Source organism: Klebsiella sp. I138, assembly GCF_051131765.1.
GTDB lineage: Bacteria > Pseudomonadota > Gammaproteobacteria > Enterobacterales > Enterobacteriaceae > Klebsiella.
Map to the genome: position 1 here is coordinate 4,588,942 of NZ_CP180447.1, position 13,714 is coordinate 4,602,655.

At 55.1% G+C, this 13,714-nt stretch carries 13 protein-coding genes; 7 read left to right on the forward strand and 6 right to left on the reverse strand.

What is annotated here, in order from left to right; translation table 11 throughout:
* Positions 1-68: 68 nt before the first annotated feature.
* Both nirD and nirB read right to left on the reverse strand, forming a co-directional pair.
* A complete protein-coding gene (nirD, locus tag ACMYSK_RS21350; RefSeq protein ID WP_434638428.1) occupies positions 69-395 on the reverse strand; it encodes a nitrite reductase small subunit NirD in 327 nt (108 codons plus the stop codon).
* On the reverse strand, positions 392-2,935 hold the full coding sequence (nirB, locus tag ACMYSK_RS21355; RefSeq protein ID WP_434638429.1) for a nitrite reductase large subunit NirB: 2,544 nt from the start codon (positions 2,933-2,935) through the stop codon (positions 392-394). Before nirB ends, nirD begins: the two co-directional genes overlap by 4 nt.
* Before the next feature lie 240 nt (positions 2,936-3,175).
* Here nirB and ACMYSK_RS21360 point away from each other — a divergent pair, with 240 nt between their 5' ends.
* On the forward strand, positions 3,176-4,501 hold the full coding sequence (locus ACMYSK_RS21360) for a cytosine deaminase (RefSeq protein WP_434638430.1): 1,326 nt from the start codon (positions 3,176-3,178) through the stop codon (positions 4,499-4,501).
* Here the strand turns inward: ACMYSK_RS21360 and tsgA are convergent.
* Complete coding sequence (gene tsgA / locus ACMYSK_RS21365; RefSeq protein WP_434638431.1) at positions 4,498-5,682, reverse strand: MFS transporter TsgA; 1,185 nt, start codon at positions 5,680-5,682, stop codon at positions 4,498-4,500. The genes ACMYSK_RS21360 and tsgA overlap by 4 nt on opposite strands.
* 276 nt (positions 5,683-5,958) lie before the next feature.
* Between tsgA and ppiA the strand changes: the two genes are divergently transcribed.
* From ppiA to argD, 5 genes are all read left to right on the forward strand, one after another.
* The gene (gene ppiA, locus ACMYSK_RS21370; protein ID WP_004868429.1) at positions 5,959-6,528 is read left to right on the forward strand and encodes a peptidylprolyl isomerase A; all 570 of its coding nucleotides are present in this window, start codon (positions 5,959-5,961) and stop codon (positions 6,526-6,528) included.
* Positions 6,529-6,633: 105 nt separating this feature from the next.
* Complete coding sequence (locus tag ACMYSK_RS21375; RefSeq protein WP_434638432.1) at positions 6,634-6,801, forward strand: YhfG family protein; 168 nt, start codon at positions 6,634-6,636, stop codon at positions 6,799-6,801.
* The gene (locus ACMYSK_RS21380) at positions 6,791-7,381 is read left to right on the forward strand and encodes a putative adenosine monophosphate-protein transferase Fic (RefSeq protein WP_434638433.1); all 591 of its coding nucleotides are present in this window, start codon (positions 6,791-6,793) and stop codon (positions 7,379-7,381) included. The genes ACMYSK_RS21375 and ACMYSK_RS21380 overlap by 11 nt, the downstream gene beginning before the upstream one ends.
* 44 nt (positions 7,382-7,425) lie before the next feature.
* Positions 7,426-7,989: an aminodeoxychorismate synthase component 2 gene (pabA, locus tag ACMYSK_RS21385; RefSeq protein WP_434638434.1), complete on the forward strand. Its 564-nt coding sequence runs from the start codon at positions 7,426-7,428 to the stop codon at positions 7,987-7,989.
* An 89-nt stretch (positions 7,990-8,078) separates the two neighbouring features.
* Complete coding sequence (argD, locus tag ACMYSK_RS21390) at positions 8,079-9,299, forward strand: bifunctional acetylornithine/succinyldiaminopimelate transaminase (protein ID WP_434638435.1); 1,221 nt, start codon at positions 8,079-8,081, stop codon at positions 9,297-9,299.
* On the opposite strand, the gene ACMYSK_RS21395 is transcribed toward argD, so the two are convergent.
* Together ACMYSK_RS21395 and crp are read right to left on the reverse strand one after the other, a co-directional pair.
* Complete coding sequence (locus tag ACMYSK_RS21395; protein WP_434638436.1) at positions 9,289-11,367, reverse strand: YccS/YhfK family putative transporter; 2,079 nt, start codon at positions 11,365-11,367, stop codon at positions 9,289-9,291. The genes argD and ACMYSK_RS21395 overlap by 11 nt on opposite strands.
* Positions 11,368-11,419: 52 nt before the next feature.
* On the reverse strand, positions 11,420-12,052 hold the full coding sequence (gene crp, locus ACMYSK_RS21400; RefSeq protein ID WP_000242758.1) for a cAMP-activated global transcriptional regulator CRP: 633 nt from the start codon (positions 12,050-12,052) through the stop codon (positions 11,420-11,422).
* A gap of 305 nt (positions 12,053-12,357) precedes the next feature.
* On the opposite strand from crp, the gene ACMYSK_RS21405 reads away from it, so the two are divergent.
* Positions 12,358-12,762, forward strand: a complete 405-nt coding sequence (locus tag ACMYSK_RS21405) for an OsmC family protein (RefSeq protein ID WP_434638437.1) — start codon at positions 12,358-12,360, stop codon at positions 12,760-12,762.
* Positions 12,763-12,826: 64 nt separating this feature from the next.
* On the opposite strand, the gene ACMYSK_RS21410 is transcribed toward ACMYSK_RS21405, so the two are convergent.
* Entirely contained in the window at positions 12,827-13,693 is an 867-nt protein-coding gene (locus ACMYSK_RS21410; RefSeq protein ID WP_434638438.1) for a phosphoribulokinase, read from the reverse strand.
* Positions 13,694-13,714: the final 21 nt, after the last annotated feature.

A 13,714-nucleotide genomic window follows, 5' to 3' on the forward strand; every position in this document is an offset into this window, starting at 1 on the left:
GTGCCTACCTCTTCGTTGGCATAAGAAAAATATAGGGATCCCTCCGGGTAAGGAGGGAACCCCTGGCATCAGGCTTTCAGCTGGACGTTGCCATCTTTCACTCGAGCGTCGAAATGCGCAATAGAGTGGCTTTCATCTTCCATGCACAGACCGTCGCGCAGGCGAAAACGCTGTTTCTTCAGTGGGCTGGCAACCCACAGGTCGCCTTCGTGTTCGGCAATGATACCGCGTGACAGCACGCTGGCGTTGAAGAACGGGTCAATGTTGCTGAGCGCAAAGACCCGATCGTCATGGTAAGGCCGGAACAGGGCAACCTGCTGCTGGCCGAGCAGCGCACAGACGCCGGTTGCAGGCAGGATATCGTCAATCTTGCAGATGTTTACCCACTGGCTCATGCGTTTTCCTCCACCAGAGTGACCGGGATACGCTCATACGGCGTGGCCGGACGATGCTGTTCACGTTCCGGAACGACCTGAACATTCGGGTCGCGCTGGTTACTGTTGATAAAGTGTTTGAAGCGGGTCTGCGCCGCCGGGTTGTTAACCGTCTCAGTCCACTCACAGGCGACAGCGGCACGCAGACGCGCCAGCTCTTCTTCCAGGTGAGCATTCAGACCCAGTTTGTCGTCGATAATGACGCTGCGCAGGTAATCAATACCGCCTTCCATGTTGTCTAACCACGGTGCGGTACGCGTCAGCTTATCGGCGGTACGGATATAGAACATCATAAAGCGATCGAGATAGTTGAGCAGCGTTTCGCGGTCGAGATCGGCGGCCAGCAGGTCAGCGTGGCGCGGCTTCATCCCGCCGTTGCCGCAGACATACAGATTCCAGCCTTTCTCGGTGGCGATTATCCCCACGTCTTTACCCTGTGCTTCCGCACATTCACGAGTACAGCCCGAGACGCCAAACTTCATTTTGTGCGGTGTACGAATGCCTTTGTAGCGGTTCTCTAGCTCGACGCCGAAGCCCACGCTGTCACCGACGCCGTAGCGGCACCACGTGCTACCGACGCAGGTTTTGGCCATACGCAGCGCTTTTGCGTACGCGTGGCCGGTTTCGAAGCCGGCTTCAATCAGCTGGCGCCAGATCTCCGGCAGGTCGTCTTTTTGCGCGCCGAACAGGCCGATACGCTGCGAACCGGTGATTTTGGTGTAAAGGTTATATTCGCGAGCGATACGTCCCACGGCTACCAGGCCTTCCGGCGTGATTTCGCCGCCGGCGGAGCGCGGAATAACAGAATAGGTACCGTCTTTCTGGATGTTGGCGAGGAAGTTATCGTTCGTATCCTGCAGCGGGGTATGCTGAGGCTTGAGGATATACTCATTCCAGCAGGAGGCCAGCAGGGAGCCGACGGTCGGCTTACACACCTCGCAGCCGTAGCCTTTACCGTGTTTTGCTAACAGCTCTTCAAAGGTTTTAATGCCTTCAACGCGAATAAGATGGAACAGCTCCTGGCGGGAGTAGGCAAAGTGTTCACACAGGTTGTGGTTAACTTCGATACCCTGTTTCGCCAGCTCCGCGTTCAGGACCTGAGTCACCAGCGGGATACAGCCGCCGCAGCCGGTACCGGCTTTGGTTTCGGCTTTCAACGCGGCAACGGTATGACAGCCTTTGTTAATGGCGGAAATCAGCATCCCTTTGGTGACGTCAAAGCAGGAACAGATTTGCGCGCTGTCCGGCAGTTTATCGACGCCAATTGACGGCTTACCGCTGCCCGCGTGCGCTGGCAGAATCAGTGAGTCAGGGTTTTCCGGCAGCTCAATGCCGTTCAGCACCAGTTGCAGCAGGTTGCCGTAGTCGCTGGTATCGCCGACCAGCACCGCACCGAGCAGCGTTTTATTATCTTCACTGACGATCAGACGCTTGTAGACTTCTTTGCTTTCATCAAGATAGACGTAGCTACGGGCGCCCGGCGTGCGGCCATGCGCATCGCCGATACCACCCACATCAACGCCAAGCAGCTTCAGTTTGGCGCTGAGGTCGGCGCCGATAAAGCGGTTATCGTTGCCGAGAAGATGATCGACGGTGACCTGCGCCATTTTATAACCCGGCGCGACCAGGCCATAGACGCGGTTGTTCCAGCTGGCGCATTCGCCGATAGCATAGATATCCGGGTCGGAGGTCTGGCAGGTGTCATTTACCACGATGCCGCCGCGTTGTGCCACGGCCAGACCACATTGGGTTGCCAGCTTATCACGCGGACGAATACCGGTGGAGAAGACGATAAAGTCGACCTGTAGCTCGCTGCCATCGGCGAACTGCATGGTTTTCCGTGCTTCGCTGCCCTGTTGGACAATCTCTTTCGTATTTTTGCTGGTATGGACCTTCACGCCCATGCTTTCGATTTTACGCTTGAGCTGCTCGCCGCCCATGTTATCCAGCTGTTCTGCCATCAACATTGGCGCAAATTCGATGACGTGGGTTTCCACGCCAAGATTCTTCAGCGCGCCCGCGGCTTCAAGGCCGAGAAGGCCACCGCCAACGACGGCGCCGCGTTTGCTGCGCCGCGCGCAGGATTCAATCGCGTTGAGATCTTCAATGGTGCGGTAAACGAAGCAGTCCTGAGTTTCAGCGCCTTTGATCGGCGGGATCCACGGATAGGAGCCTGTTGCCATCACCAGCTTGTCGTAAAATACGGTGCGTCCCGCGCTGGAGTGAATGACTTTCTCCTGGCGGTTAATGGTAATAGCGCGTTCACCGATAAGGACTTTAACGCCATGTTTCTCGTAAAATCCTTCACGGACCAGCGAGAGTTCTTCGGCGGTGTGATGGGAGAAGTAAGACGACAGGTGGACGCGGTCGTAAGCGATACGGGGTTCTTCGCAGAACACGGTAATGTCGAACTGTCCGGCAGGCGCCTTATCAAGAAGCTCTTCGATAAAGCGATGGCCAACCATGCCGTTACCGATAATAGCGATTCTGACTTTGCTCATTTTTGCCTCGATTTCTTTTCTATTACCGCCTACCTTAACGATTCAGCCAGTGCGCTTATTGATACAAATCAAGATCGCCCTTACCTACCACTTAATGGGTATGCTCATGATTTTCCTGGAATTTTATAAGTTGTGGAAAACTCAGGCTTTTCCTTATTGCTGGTTTTGTGTACAAAATGGATGTGGGGAAATGTTCATGATCTGGGCGAAAAATCGGCAATATTTACGGGAGTCATCAAGATGACAGCAGTTCCGCTTTGGTTGGTTCAGAACGTACGTCTGCCAGACCGCGAAGGGTTATGGCAGATAGCGATTGATAAAGGCTGCTTTGGTGATATCACCCCGATGGGGGACGCGCGCAGCGAAAGTTATGAGGTGCTCAACGCCCGCGGCGGGCTGGCGATTCCACCGTTCATTGAACCGCATATTCACCTGGATACAACCCAGACCGCCGGCGAACCGAACTGGAACCAGTCCGGGACGCTGTTTGAGGGTATCGAGCGCTGGGCGGAGCGTAAGGCGCTGTTGAGCCATGAAGATGTGAAGACCCGGGCGTGGAAAACCCTGAAATGGCAAATTGCCAACGGGATCCAGTTTGTCCGAACGCATGTTGATGTGTCTGACCCCACGCTGACGGCGTTAAAGGCGATGCTGGAAGTGAAGCAGGAGGTAGCGCCATGGGTAGATTTGCAGATAGTCGCCTTCCCCCAGGAGGGGATCTTATCCTACCCCGATGGTGAGGCTTTGTTGGAAGAGGCGCTGCGGCTCGGGGCCGATGTGGTGGGCGCCATTCCGCACTTTGAGTTTACGCGCGAGTATGGTGTGGAATCACTGCATATTGCGTTCCGTCTGGCGCAGAAGTACCAGCGACCGCTGGATATTCACTGCGATGAAATTGATGATGAGCAGTCGCGGTTTGTCGAAACGGTTGCTGCTCTGGCGTTGAAAGAGGGCATTGGCTCTCGCGTCACGGCCAGTCATACCACCGCAATGCACTCCTATAACGGCGCGTATACCTCGCGGCTGTTTCGTCTGTTAAAGCTTTCGGGCATCAACTTTGTCGCTAACCCGCTGGTGAATATTCACCTTCAGGGACGTTTTGACGATTATCCAAAGCGCCGCGGTATTACCCGGGTAAAAGAACTGATGGCGGCGGGCATTAACGTCTGTTTCGGTCACGATGATGTTTTTGATCCGTGGTATCCGCTGGGCACCGGCAATATGTTACAGGTGCTGCATATGGGTCTGCATGTCTGTCAACTTATGGGCTATCAGCAGATTAACGACGGTCTGAAGCTAATCACCGACAACAGCGCCCGCACCTTCGGTCTACACGATTACGGCATTGTCCCGGGGAATCAGGCAAACCTGATTATTCTACCGGCAGAGAATGGTTTTGAAGCGGTTCGTTGCCAGGTGCCGGTACGCTGGTCGATTCGTCGGGGGCGGGTCATTGCCACAACGCAGCTGGCGCAAACCTGGATCCAGACCGACAGAGGAGGAGAGGAGCTGTTCTTCAGCCGAAATAGCCCCTTCACTGATGCAAAGGGGCCTGAGAAGGCTTAGTGGGACGCCGCTGACGCGTTGTGCTGGCGGTGACGGGAGACGAAACCAAGAATTAAGCACATCACAAAGACGACTGCGTAGAGGCCGTTAGCGGTGTGCAGCGCAGCCAGCGGGCCGCTGGCTGCCACAATTGGACCTGTCACCACGAAAGTCAGCATGGTACCGATGGTGCCGCAGGTGAGAACGAAGTTCACCAGTTTCGGCGACGCCACTTTTGTTTGCAGCGAGCCCAGGGTGATGAGCGAGGTGTAAATCGCGCTGGAGAAGAAGCCGAGGGTCAGGATAAACCACGGCATATTGTCCGGCGAACCGTTGATAAACAGGTACATCAGTACGGTTGCCAGGCCTGCCAGTACGGTCAGGATGCGCTGCAGGTCGAAGAAGCGCAGGATAAAGCTGAATGACCACATACCAATCATGTACGACATCCAGAAATCGCTCACCAGCTTGCCGCCATCGGCAAGGCTCATGCCCAGCGTTTTAGCATATTCCGGTACCCAGGAGATAAAGCCCAACTGGCCGAGGATATAGCACAGCGCGGCAATCGAGAGGAACAGCACGCCGATGCCCCACTTTTCTTTCACGACCGGCTGGCTGTCCTGCTGCGCTTTTTTGCCCAGGTCCGGGAACTCACAGCCGAAAGTCAGAATAAAGATAGCAACGTAAACCAGACCAATACAGGCATAAACCCAGTACCACTCGATGCTGCGGGCCAGCAGGAAGGCGGCGACCATCGGGAAGATCATCCCCGCCATACTGAAGAAAGAGTCGGTAAACAGCAGACGCGCGCCGCGCTGGCGACCTTCATACATGTGAGTGATCAGGAAGGTCCCAATAGACATGGTAATCCCGCTGACCAGCCCCAGAACGAACATGGAGGCAGAGAACAGGGCCAGACTGTGGCTATACATCAGCCCGGCAACGGCCAGCACCATCAGAATGAAGCCAAAGCGCAGCTGGGTTTTCAGCGGCACAATTTCCATCAGCCAGGCGTTCAGGAAGATAGAAATCAGGATACCGGCATTGAGGAAAGTAAAGGTGTTGCTCATACTGGAGACGGGCAGGTGGAAATAATCGGCAATATTTCCCATCACCATCCCGGTGACGATCACCAGCGCGCCGGTGAGGGCGTAGGAAAAGAAGCTGATCCATGTGAGCTTGATACGGTTGCTGTTAGTCATGACTGGCCTGTGAATAGAAATGTAAAGCGCATTGACTGCGCCAGGGCGGACAGATTTTATTCATTCGAGTGATGTAAGCAAACGTTTATTATGCAATGAGATGCTTTTTGCATGGATTAGTGTGATGTGGATCTCTTTTATTTATCGCACTGGTTAATGAGTGCGACGTAACAACTATTTCAGCTACGTAAAATTAGGTAAAAGGCTGGCCCAGGATGCAAAGGCTCTTTAGAATCAATGCACTTGCTTTTTATTCTGCTCCGTTAAGGAATTCCCATGCTCAAATCAACTCTGGCGGCGGTGGTTGCCGTTTTCGCCATTTCAGCTTTCTCTCCGGCCATGGCGGCGAAGGGCGATCCTCATGTATTGCTGACGACATCTGCGGGCAATATTGAGCTGGAGTTAAATAGCCAGAAAGCACCGATTTCCGTGGATAACTTCCTGAAGTACGTCAATAGCGGCTTCTATAACAACACCACCTTCCATCGTGTGATCCCAGGCTTCATGGTGCAGGGCGGTGGCTTTAACGAACAGATGCAGCAAAAGCAGCCGAACCCGCCGATTAAAAACGAAGCTGATAATGGCCTGCGCAATACCCGCGGCACCATCGCGATGGCGCGTACCGCCGATCAGGATAGCGCCACCAGCCAGTTCTTCATTAACATTGCGGACAACGCCTTCCTTGACCACGGGCAGCGTGATTTTGGCTACGCGGTCTTTGGTAAAGTGGTGAAAGGCATGGACGTGGCCGATAAGATTTCTCAGGTACAGACGCATAACGTAGGGCCGTACCAGAATGTTCCGTCCAAACCTGTCGTCATCCTCTCAGCGAAAGTACTGCCATAAGTCTTTAAGCGCGCGGGGGATCGCCCGCGCCTTGCCAGCCTCTCTGCATAACCCAAAATTGCTGCTTATACTTGTGGCAAACGAGGGACGATAAGGGAGGCGACCATGCGTTCACTCACTGACAAGCAAAAATCCCAACTCTGGGAACAGACCCGCAATGCCAATTTTCAGGCCAGCCGTCGCCTGGAAGGCGCTGAGATCCCGCTGGTTACGTTAACCGCCGAACGGGCGCTGGCGCGTCTTGCCGAGCTCAGGAGGCGCCATGAGCAGTAAATATGGCGACGATCGCGACCCTTACCTCTATCCTGCGCTCAATGTGATGCGTAACCGCCTTGGCATTCGTCAGGCGCAGCGTCTGGAGCAAACCGCCTGGGAAATCACTTCCCTGCGTGCAGCGACGCTGCCGCTGGGGCCGCGCGGTCGCGGGCTACCCTATCTCTGTTTTATTCACCATCAGCTCTACCAGGATATCTTTGACTGGGCGGGACAATTCAGAGAAGTCGATATTTATCAGGGAGACACGCCTTTCTGCCACTTTGCGCGGATTGAGAAAGAGGGCAATACGCTGATGCAGGCGCTGGAGGAAGAGCGCTATCTCAGCGGAATTAGCCGAGAGGCATTCGTCACGCGTATAAGCTGGTACTACGGAGAAATCAACGTCCTGCACCCGTTTCGCCTCGGCAGCGGCCTGGCTCAGCGGATTTTCTTTGAACAGCTGGCCCTTCACGCAGGCTTTGTGCTCGACTGGCGCGGTATCGACCCCGATGCCTGGAGCCAGGCCAATCAACTGGGGGCGATGGGCGATCCTGAACCCCTGGAGCGGATCTTTCGCAAAGTGGTAAGCGAAGCGTGAGAATCTGAGTAGAATAGCCCGGTTTTGTTCTTTCCGGAGCCGCTATGATCCTGCTTATCGACAACTATGATTCTTTCACCTGGAATTTGTACCAGTATTTCTGCGAACTAGGAGCTGAGGTGCTGGTCAGGCGTAATGATGAGTTGACGCTCCAGGAGATAGCGGCGCTGGCGCCGCAGAAAATCGTTATCTCCCCTGGACCCTGTACGCCTAATGAGTCAGGCATCTCGCTGGCGGTGATTGCGCATTATGCCGGTCAGGTTCCGCTATTGGGAGTGTGTCTGGGTCACCAGGCCATTGCCCAGGTGTTTGGGGCGACTATCGTGCGGGCGGCTAAAGTGATGCATGGCAAGACTTCACCCATCCAGCATAACGGGCAGGGGGTCTTCCAGGGGCTGAATAATCCGCTGACCGTTACCCGCTACCACTCTCTGCTGATCGACCCCGCGACGCTCCCCGACTGCTTTGAAGTGACGGCCCGCAGCGAAAGCGGTGAGATTATGGGGATTCGCCATCGGGAGTGGGATCTCGAAGGAGTACAGTTCCACCCGGAGAGTATTCTCAGCGAGCAGGGGCATCGGCTGCTGGCAAACTTCCTCAATCGGTGATTTGTAGTTGCCATTGACTGATTTTTTATGCATATTTTGTGATTAGATTATCAAAATAATGACTGCGTAACGAAGAAGGATGGCATGACATGGCAACTGAGCAACCGGTAATTACCCGCGCCACATTCGATGAAGTTATTCTGCCGATTTATGCACCGGCAGAATTCATCCCGGTAAAGGGGAAAGGTAGCCGCGTATGGGATCAGCAGGGCAAAGAGTACGTTGATTTCGCCGGCGGGATTGCGGTGACGGCGTTAGGTCATTGTCATCCGGCTCTGGTCGCGGCACTGCATAAGCAGGGTGAAACCCTCTGGCACACCAGTAACGTCTTTACCAACGAGCCGGCGCTGAGCCTGGGTCGTAAGCTGGTGGATGCCACCTTCGCCGAACGCGTGGTGTTTATGAACTCCGGCACGGAAGCGAACGAAACGGCGTTCAAACTGGCACGTCACTACACGATTACCCGTCGCAGCCCGTATAAGACCAAAATCATCGCCTTCCATAATGCCTTCCATGGCCGTTCGCTGTTTACGGTTTCCGTGGGCGGACAGCCAAAATACTCTGATGGTTTCGGTCCGAAGCCGGCAGATATTATCCACGTACCGTTTAACGACCTGCATGCGGTCAAGGCGGTGATGGACGATCATACCTGCGCGGTAGTGGTCGAGCCGATTCAGGGAGAAGGTGGGGTGATGGCGGCAACGCCAGAGTTCCTGAAGGGGCTGCGTGAACTGTGCGATGAGCATCAGGCGCTGCTGGTGTTTGATGAAGTCCAGTGCGGCATGGGACGAACCGGGTCGCTGTTTGCTTATATGCACTACGGCGTAACGCCGGACATTCTCACCAGCGCTAAAGCGCTGGGTGGTGGCTTCCCGATCAGCGCCGTACTGACTACCCACGATATTGCCAGCGCATTCCACGCCGGTTCCCATGGTTCAACCTACGGCGGCAACCCGCTGGCCTGTGCCGTGGCCGGGGCGGCATTTGACCTGATTAATACGCCGGACGTGCTGAACGGTGTGAACGCGAAGCGTGAGCTGTTTGTGCAGTACCTCCAGCAGATTGATGCGCAGTTTGACCTGTTCAGTGATATCCGTGGGATGGGTCTGTTGATTGGCGCTGAGCTTAAGCCACAGCATCACGGCCGGGCGCGTGATTTCCTGTATGCCGCGGCAGATGCGGGCGTGATGGTGCTTAATGCCGGACCGGATGTTATGCGCTTTGTACCTTCTTTAGTTATCGACGAGAAGGATATTGCCGAAGGGATGGCCCGCTTTGCACAGGCGGTACAGCAGGTACTTAGCGCTTAATCGCGCGTAGCCAGATGCCGTGATGCGGGCGCTGACGCCATGCCACCGAGGAGATGGTGTGCATGGTGTTCAGATGATCGAGGATCCGCTGCAAATGCTGTTCCATCGTACTCAACGGGCCACGGCTCACTTCTACATCCTGCGACTCCATAATATTCACATCGCCAGTGCTGCCCGGACCATCGGTATCCAGCCGCTGCTGGCAGCGCTGGAGCGCAATCTCACAAGATTCCAGATAGCGTCGGGCCAGCTCCGGCGTCAGCATCGTATGCTCACGGGCAAGCGTGGTCATCGCATTGATATGTTCAACAATAAACTGACTGTGGGTGACCCAGAGCTTCATATCGTCAAGATAATGTGAGTTAAAACCGGGCTCCTGCATGGCCTGATTCAGCGAGTTATACAGTGAGTTATGCGCCTGATTAACACGCATGCGGCGGTAGGCCAGCGCCGGGGCCTGATGATCGTCGCTGAGAATGAGTCTGATGGCCTCCTGGTCCGCTTCCAGCGCATCGTGGGCGTTTTTACGCAGCAGCCCGCTTTGCCATTGCGGCCATAGCCAGACCATGCCGCCAAACGCGATAAGGCAGCCGATAAGCGTATCGATGAGCCTGGCGACAATATACTGCTCGCCGTTTAGCGTCAGAAGCTGCAGGGTATACACCGCCGTTACGGTAAAGCCGACCATCGCCCAGCCGTAATGCTTGCGAATAATCAGGTAGCTCATCAGCGTGACGAGCAGCATCGCGGTGAGCGTATAGCCCTCCGGGACATGAAAGTGCAGCGCCAGTCCGGCGATGGCCAGACCGGCAAGGGTTCCTGCCGCCCGGTGGACGATACGTACTCGCGTCGCGCCGTAGCCGTTTTGGGTCACGAACAGCACCGTCATCAGGATCCAGTAGGGCTTGGGCAGATTCAGGGCGCTACCCATCAGACTGGCTGCCGATAGCATCACGCAGATGCGGGCGGCGTTGCGTAATGCCGGTGATTTCAATGAGAGATAGTTCTTCAGCGCAGGCAGCAGCGGCAGGCGACGTTCTTTATCTGCCATCAGGTTGCGGGCATAGAGCGGGCGCTGGGTACGCAAAACCCGGGCTATTCGACTAAAGTGCCAGGCGCAGAATTGTCCGACCGGGTTGTCAGGATGCTGCCAGGCAATTTTCTCCAGCGCACCGATTTGCTTATCCATATGAAAGCGTTGCGGATAGCGGTGGTACAGAATGTCATCGGCCAGCACCCGCAGGCGGGCAGCTACGGTTTGCGCGTTCCAGCGGATCACCGCCTCCGCGTGGCTGCGCTCTACCAGCTTTTGCACTTCTTCGGGTTGATGCAGGCTGACGGAAATATGTTCCTGTAAATCCAGCGCCACCTGAAAGGCCCGCAACAGACGTTTGTGGTCGTTGCGCTGGTTCGCCGCCAGCATATGCATCTGCTGGTAGCATTGGGTTATCAGGTCCACCACCTTTTGCTGGCGCGTGAGCAGCGGCGGCAGCGAAGTGGCCGGATCGATATGCTGCGTCAGCAGGCTGTATTTCGCTTCGCAGTAGTTAGCCAGCTCCCGATAGAGCAGGCTCAGCGATTCACGCAGCGGCTGTTCGCGCCAGAGCCAAAACCAAAACCAGTTAAACAGGCCATACCACAAGGTCCCGAGAGCGTAGATCAGCAGTGGCTCCCAGACGGGCATGTTCCCGGCAAGGCTCAGGGTAAAGATCGCGGCAATTAACGATGCGGGCAGCAGCCTGGCGTGCAGGGAGCTGATTTCCGCCGTGACGCCAAGCAGCAGCGCCAGGCCACTGAGAATCAGAGGCAGCGGGATATCCTGCTGGAGCAGAAGCTGGACGACCAGGCTGCTGCCGGCAAATAACGAACCGCCAACGATCAATCGCTTAAAAAAGCGTTTGTGAGGTGTATCGAGGCCAGCGACGTTACAACAGGCAGGCACTAACGAGAACAGCAGGCCTTGCTGTAGATGACCGAGGAAGAGACCGATTGCGACAGGCAAACACAACACCAGCGTTTGCCGCAGTGCATAGTTGACTTCCGGGTGGTAAATCAGCCTGCGCCACATAATGGGGAAACAAAAACGGCGTATTGCGGGTGCAATACGCCGTTTTATCGACTTAACGCGTACCGTAGACGACGATAGTTTTACCGTGTGCAGAGATCAGGTTCTGATCTTCCAGCATCTTCAGGATACGGCCAACGGTTTCGCGGGAGCAACCCACGATCTGACCAATTTCCTGACGGGTAATTTTAATCTGCATACCATCAGGATGGGTCATCGCGTCTGGCTGTTTTGCCAGATTCAGCAACGTCTGAGCGATACGCCCGGTGACGTCGAGGAAGGCAAGGTTACCCACTTTTTCTGAGGTTACCTGCAGACGACGAGCCATCTGCGACGACAGACGCATCAGGATGTCCGGGTTGACCTGGATAAGCTGACGGAATTTTTTGTAGGAGATTTCGGCCACTTCACATGCGGTTTTCGCACGTACCCAGGCGCTACGCTCCTGGCCTTCTTCAAACAAGCCTAATTCACCGATGAAATCGCCCTGGTTGAGGTAGGAGAGGATCATCTCTTTCCCTTCTTCATCCTTGATGAGCACAGCCACAGAGCCTTTGACGATGTAGTACAACGTTTCTGCTTTTTCACCCTGGTGGATCAGCGTGCTTTTAGATGGGTACTTATGAATGTGGCAATGAGACAAGAACCATTCGAGGGTAGGGTCTGTTTGCGGTTTGCCAAGCACCATGCGCGGTTATCCTCTGTTATAAGCTATCTCCGGGTGCCGACACAACACGGCATCCGGGCATGCAATCGTATTGTTTCCCTATGCCTGGGAAACGGCTGGTGATTTTTCTTCAGCCTGTAATGTGAACTCCTCTGCATACATGCAGTACATCAATGTAATACTGTAGCATCCTGACTGTTTTAGCATAGCTTTTGCCGCATGTCTCCTGGTGTCTCGCTTCAGCATGATGCAGGTCGCCTTCCGTTGCGAGAATTGTTATGTGCGCGTAATCTGTCAGGAAAATTGCAACCTTGGAGTTAAATTTTATGCAAGCTCGTGTGAAATGGGTTGAGGGGTTAACCTTCATTGGAGAGTCCGCATCGGGTCATCAGATTTTGATGGATGGCAACTCCGGGGATAAAGCGCCAAGCCCGATGGAAATGGTGCTGATGGCGGCGGGTGGATGCAGTGCGATCGATGTCGTGTCTATTTTGCAAAAAGGTCGCCACAACGTGACCAACTGCGAAGTGAAGTTGACGTCGGAACGCCGGGAAGAGGCGCCGCGCCTGTTTACCCATATCAATATGCATTTTATCGTGACTGGCAAAGAGCTGAAAGATGCGGCGGTCTCGCGTGCGGTAGAACTGTCGGCGGAGAAATACTGCTCGGTAGCGCTGATGCTGCAAAAAGCGGTGAACATCACTCATACATTTGAAGTGGTGGAAGCGTAATACCAGATGCCCGGTGGCGCGATGCTTACCGGGCTTACACCGTTTTGTCGCGCCGCCCGGCCATTTAAATCGCTTTGCCTTCCATCAGGCGCTCTACCAGCGGCGTCATAATGAGTTCCATCGCCAGCCCCATTTTCCCGCCCGGCACTACCAGCGTATTGATATGTGAGATAAACGAGCCCTGTAGCATCGCGAGCAGCCAGGGGAAATCGATATCCCGCAGGTTGCGGAAGTGAATCACCACAAAACTTTCATCCAGAGACGGAATGCCTTTCGCCGCAAACGGGTTGGAGGTATCGACGGTGGGAACGCGCTGGAAGTTGATATGCGTGCGTGAAAACTGTGGCGTAATGAAGTTGATATAGTCCTCCATCGAACGGACCACGGAGTCCATCACCGCTTCACGTGAATGCCCCCGTTCGCTGGTATCGCGGGTCAGCTTCTGAATCCACTCCAGGTTGACGATGGGCACGACCCCGACCAGCAGGTCGACATTCTGCGCAACGTCATACTGAGGCGTGACAACCCCGCCGTGCAGCCCTTCATAAAACAGGACATCGGTCGGCTCCGGTAGCGGTTGCCACGGTGTGAACGTGCCCGGTACCTGGTTCCACGGCACCGCCTCGTCATAGGTGTGCAAATATTTGCGCGACTGGCCGCTACCGTTTCGTCCGTACTCAAGGAAGGTATTTTCCAGCAGGCCGAAGTCGTTCGCTTCCGGACCAAAGTAGCTGATGTGCTTCCCCTGATCTCGCGCTTTGCGGATTGCCATGTCCATTTCCGGGCGGGTATAGCGATGAAAGCTGTCGCCTTCCACTTCCGCGGCACGCAGGTTTAGCTGTGCGAAGATTTTACGAAAGGCGAGGCTGGTGGTCGTGGTTCCCGCGCCGCTGGAGCCCGTGACGGCAATCACCGGATGTTTGGCAGACATAACAACTCCCAGATTAAACGA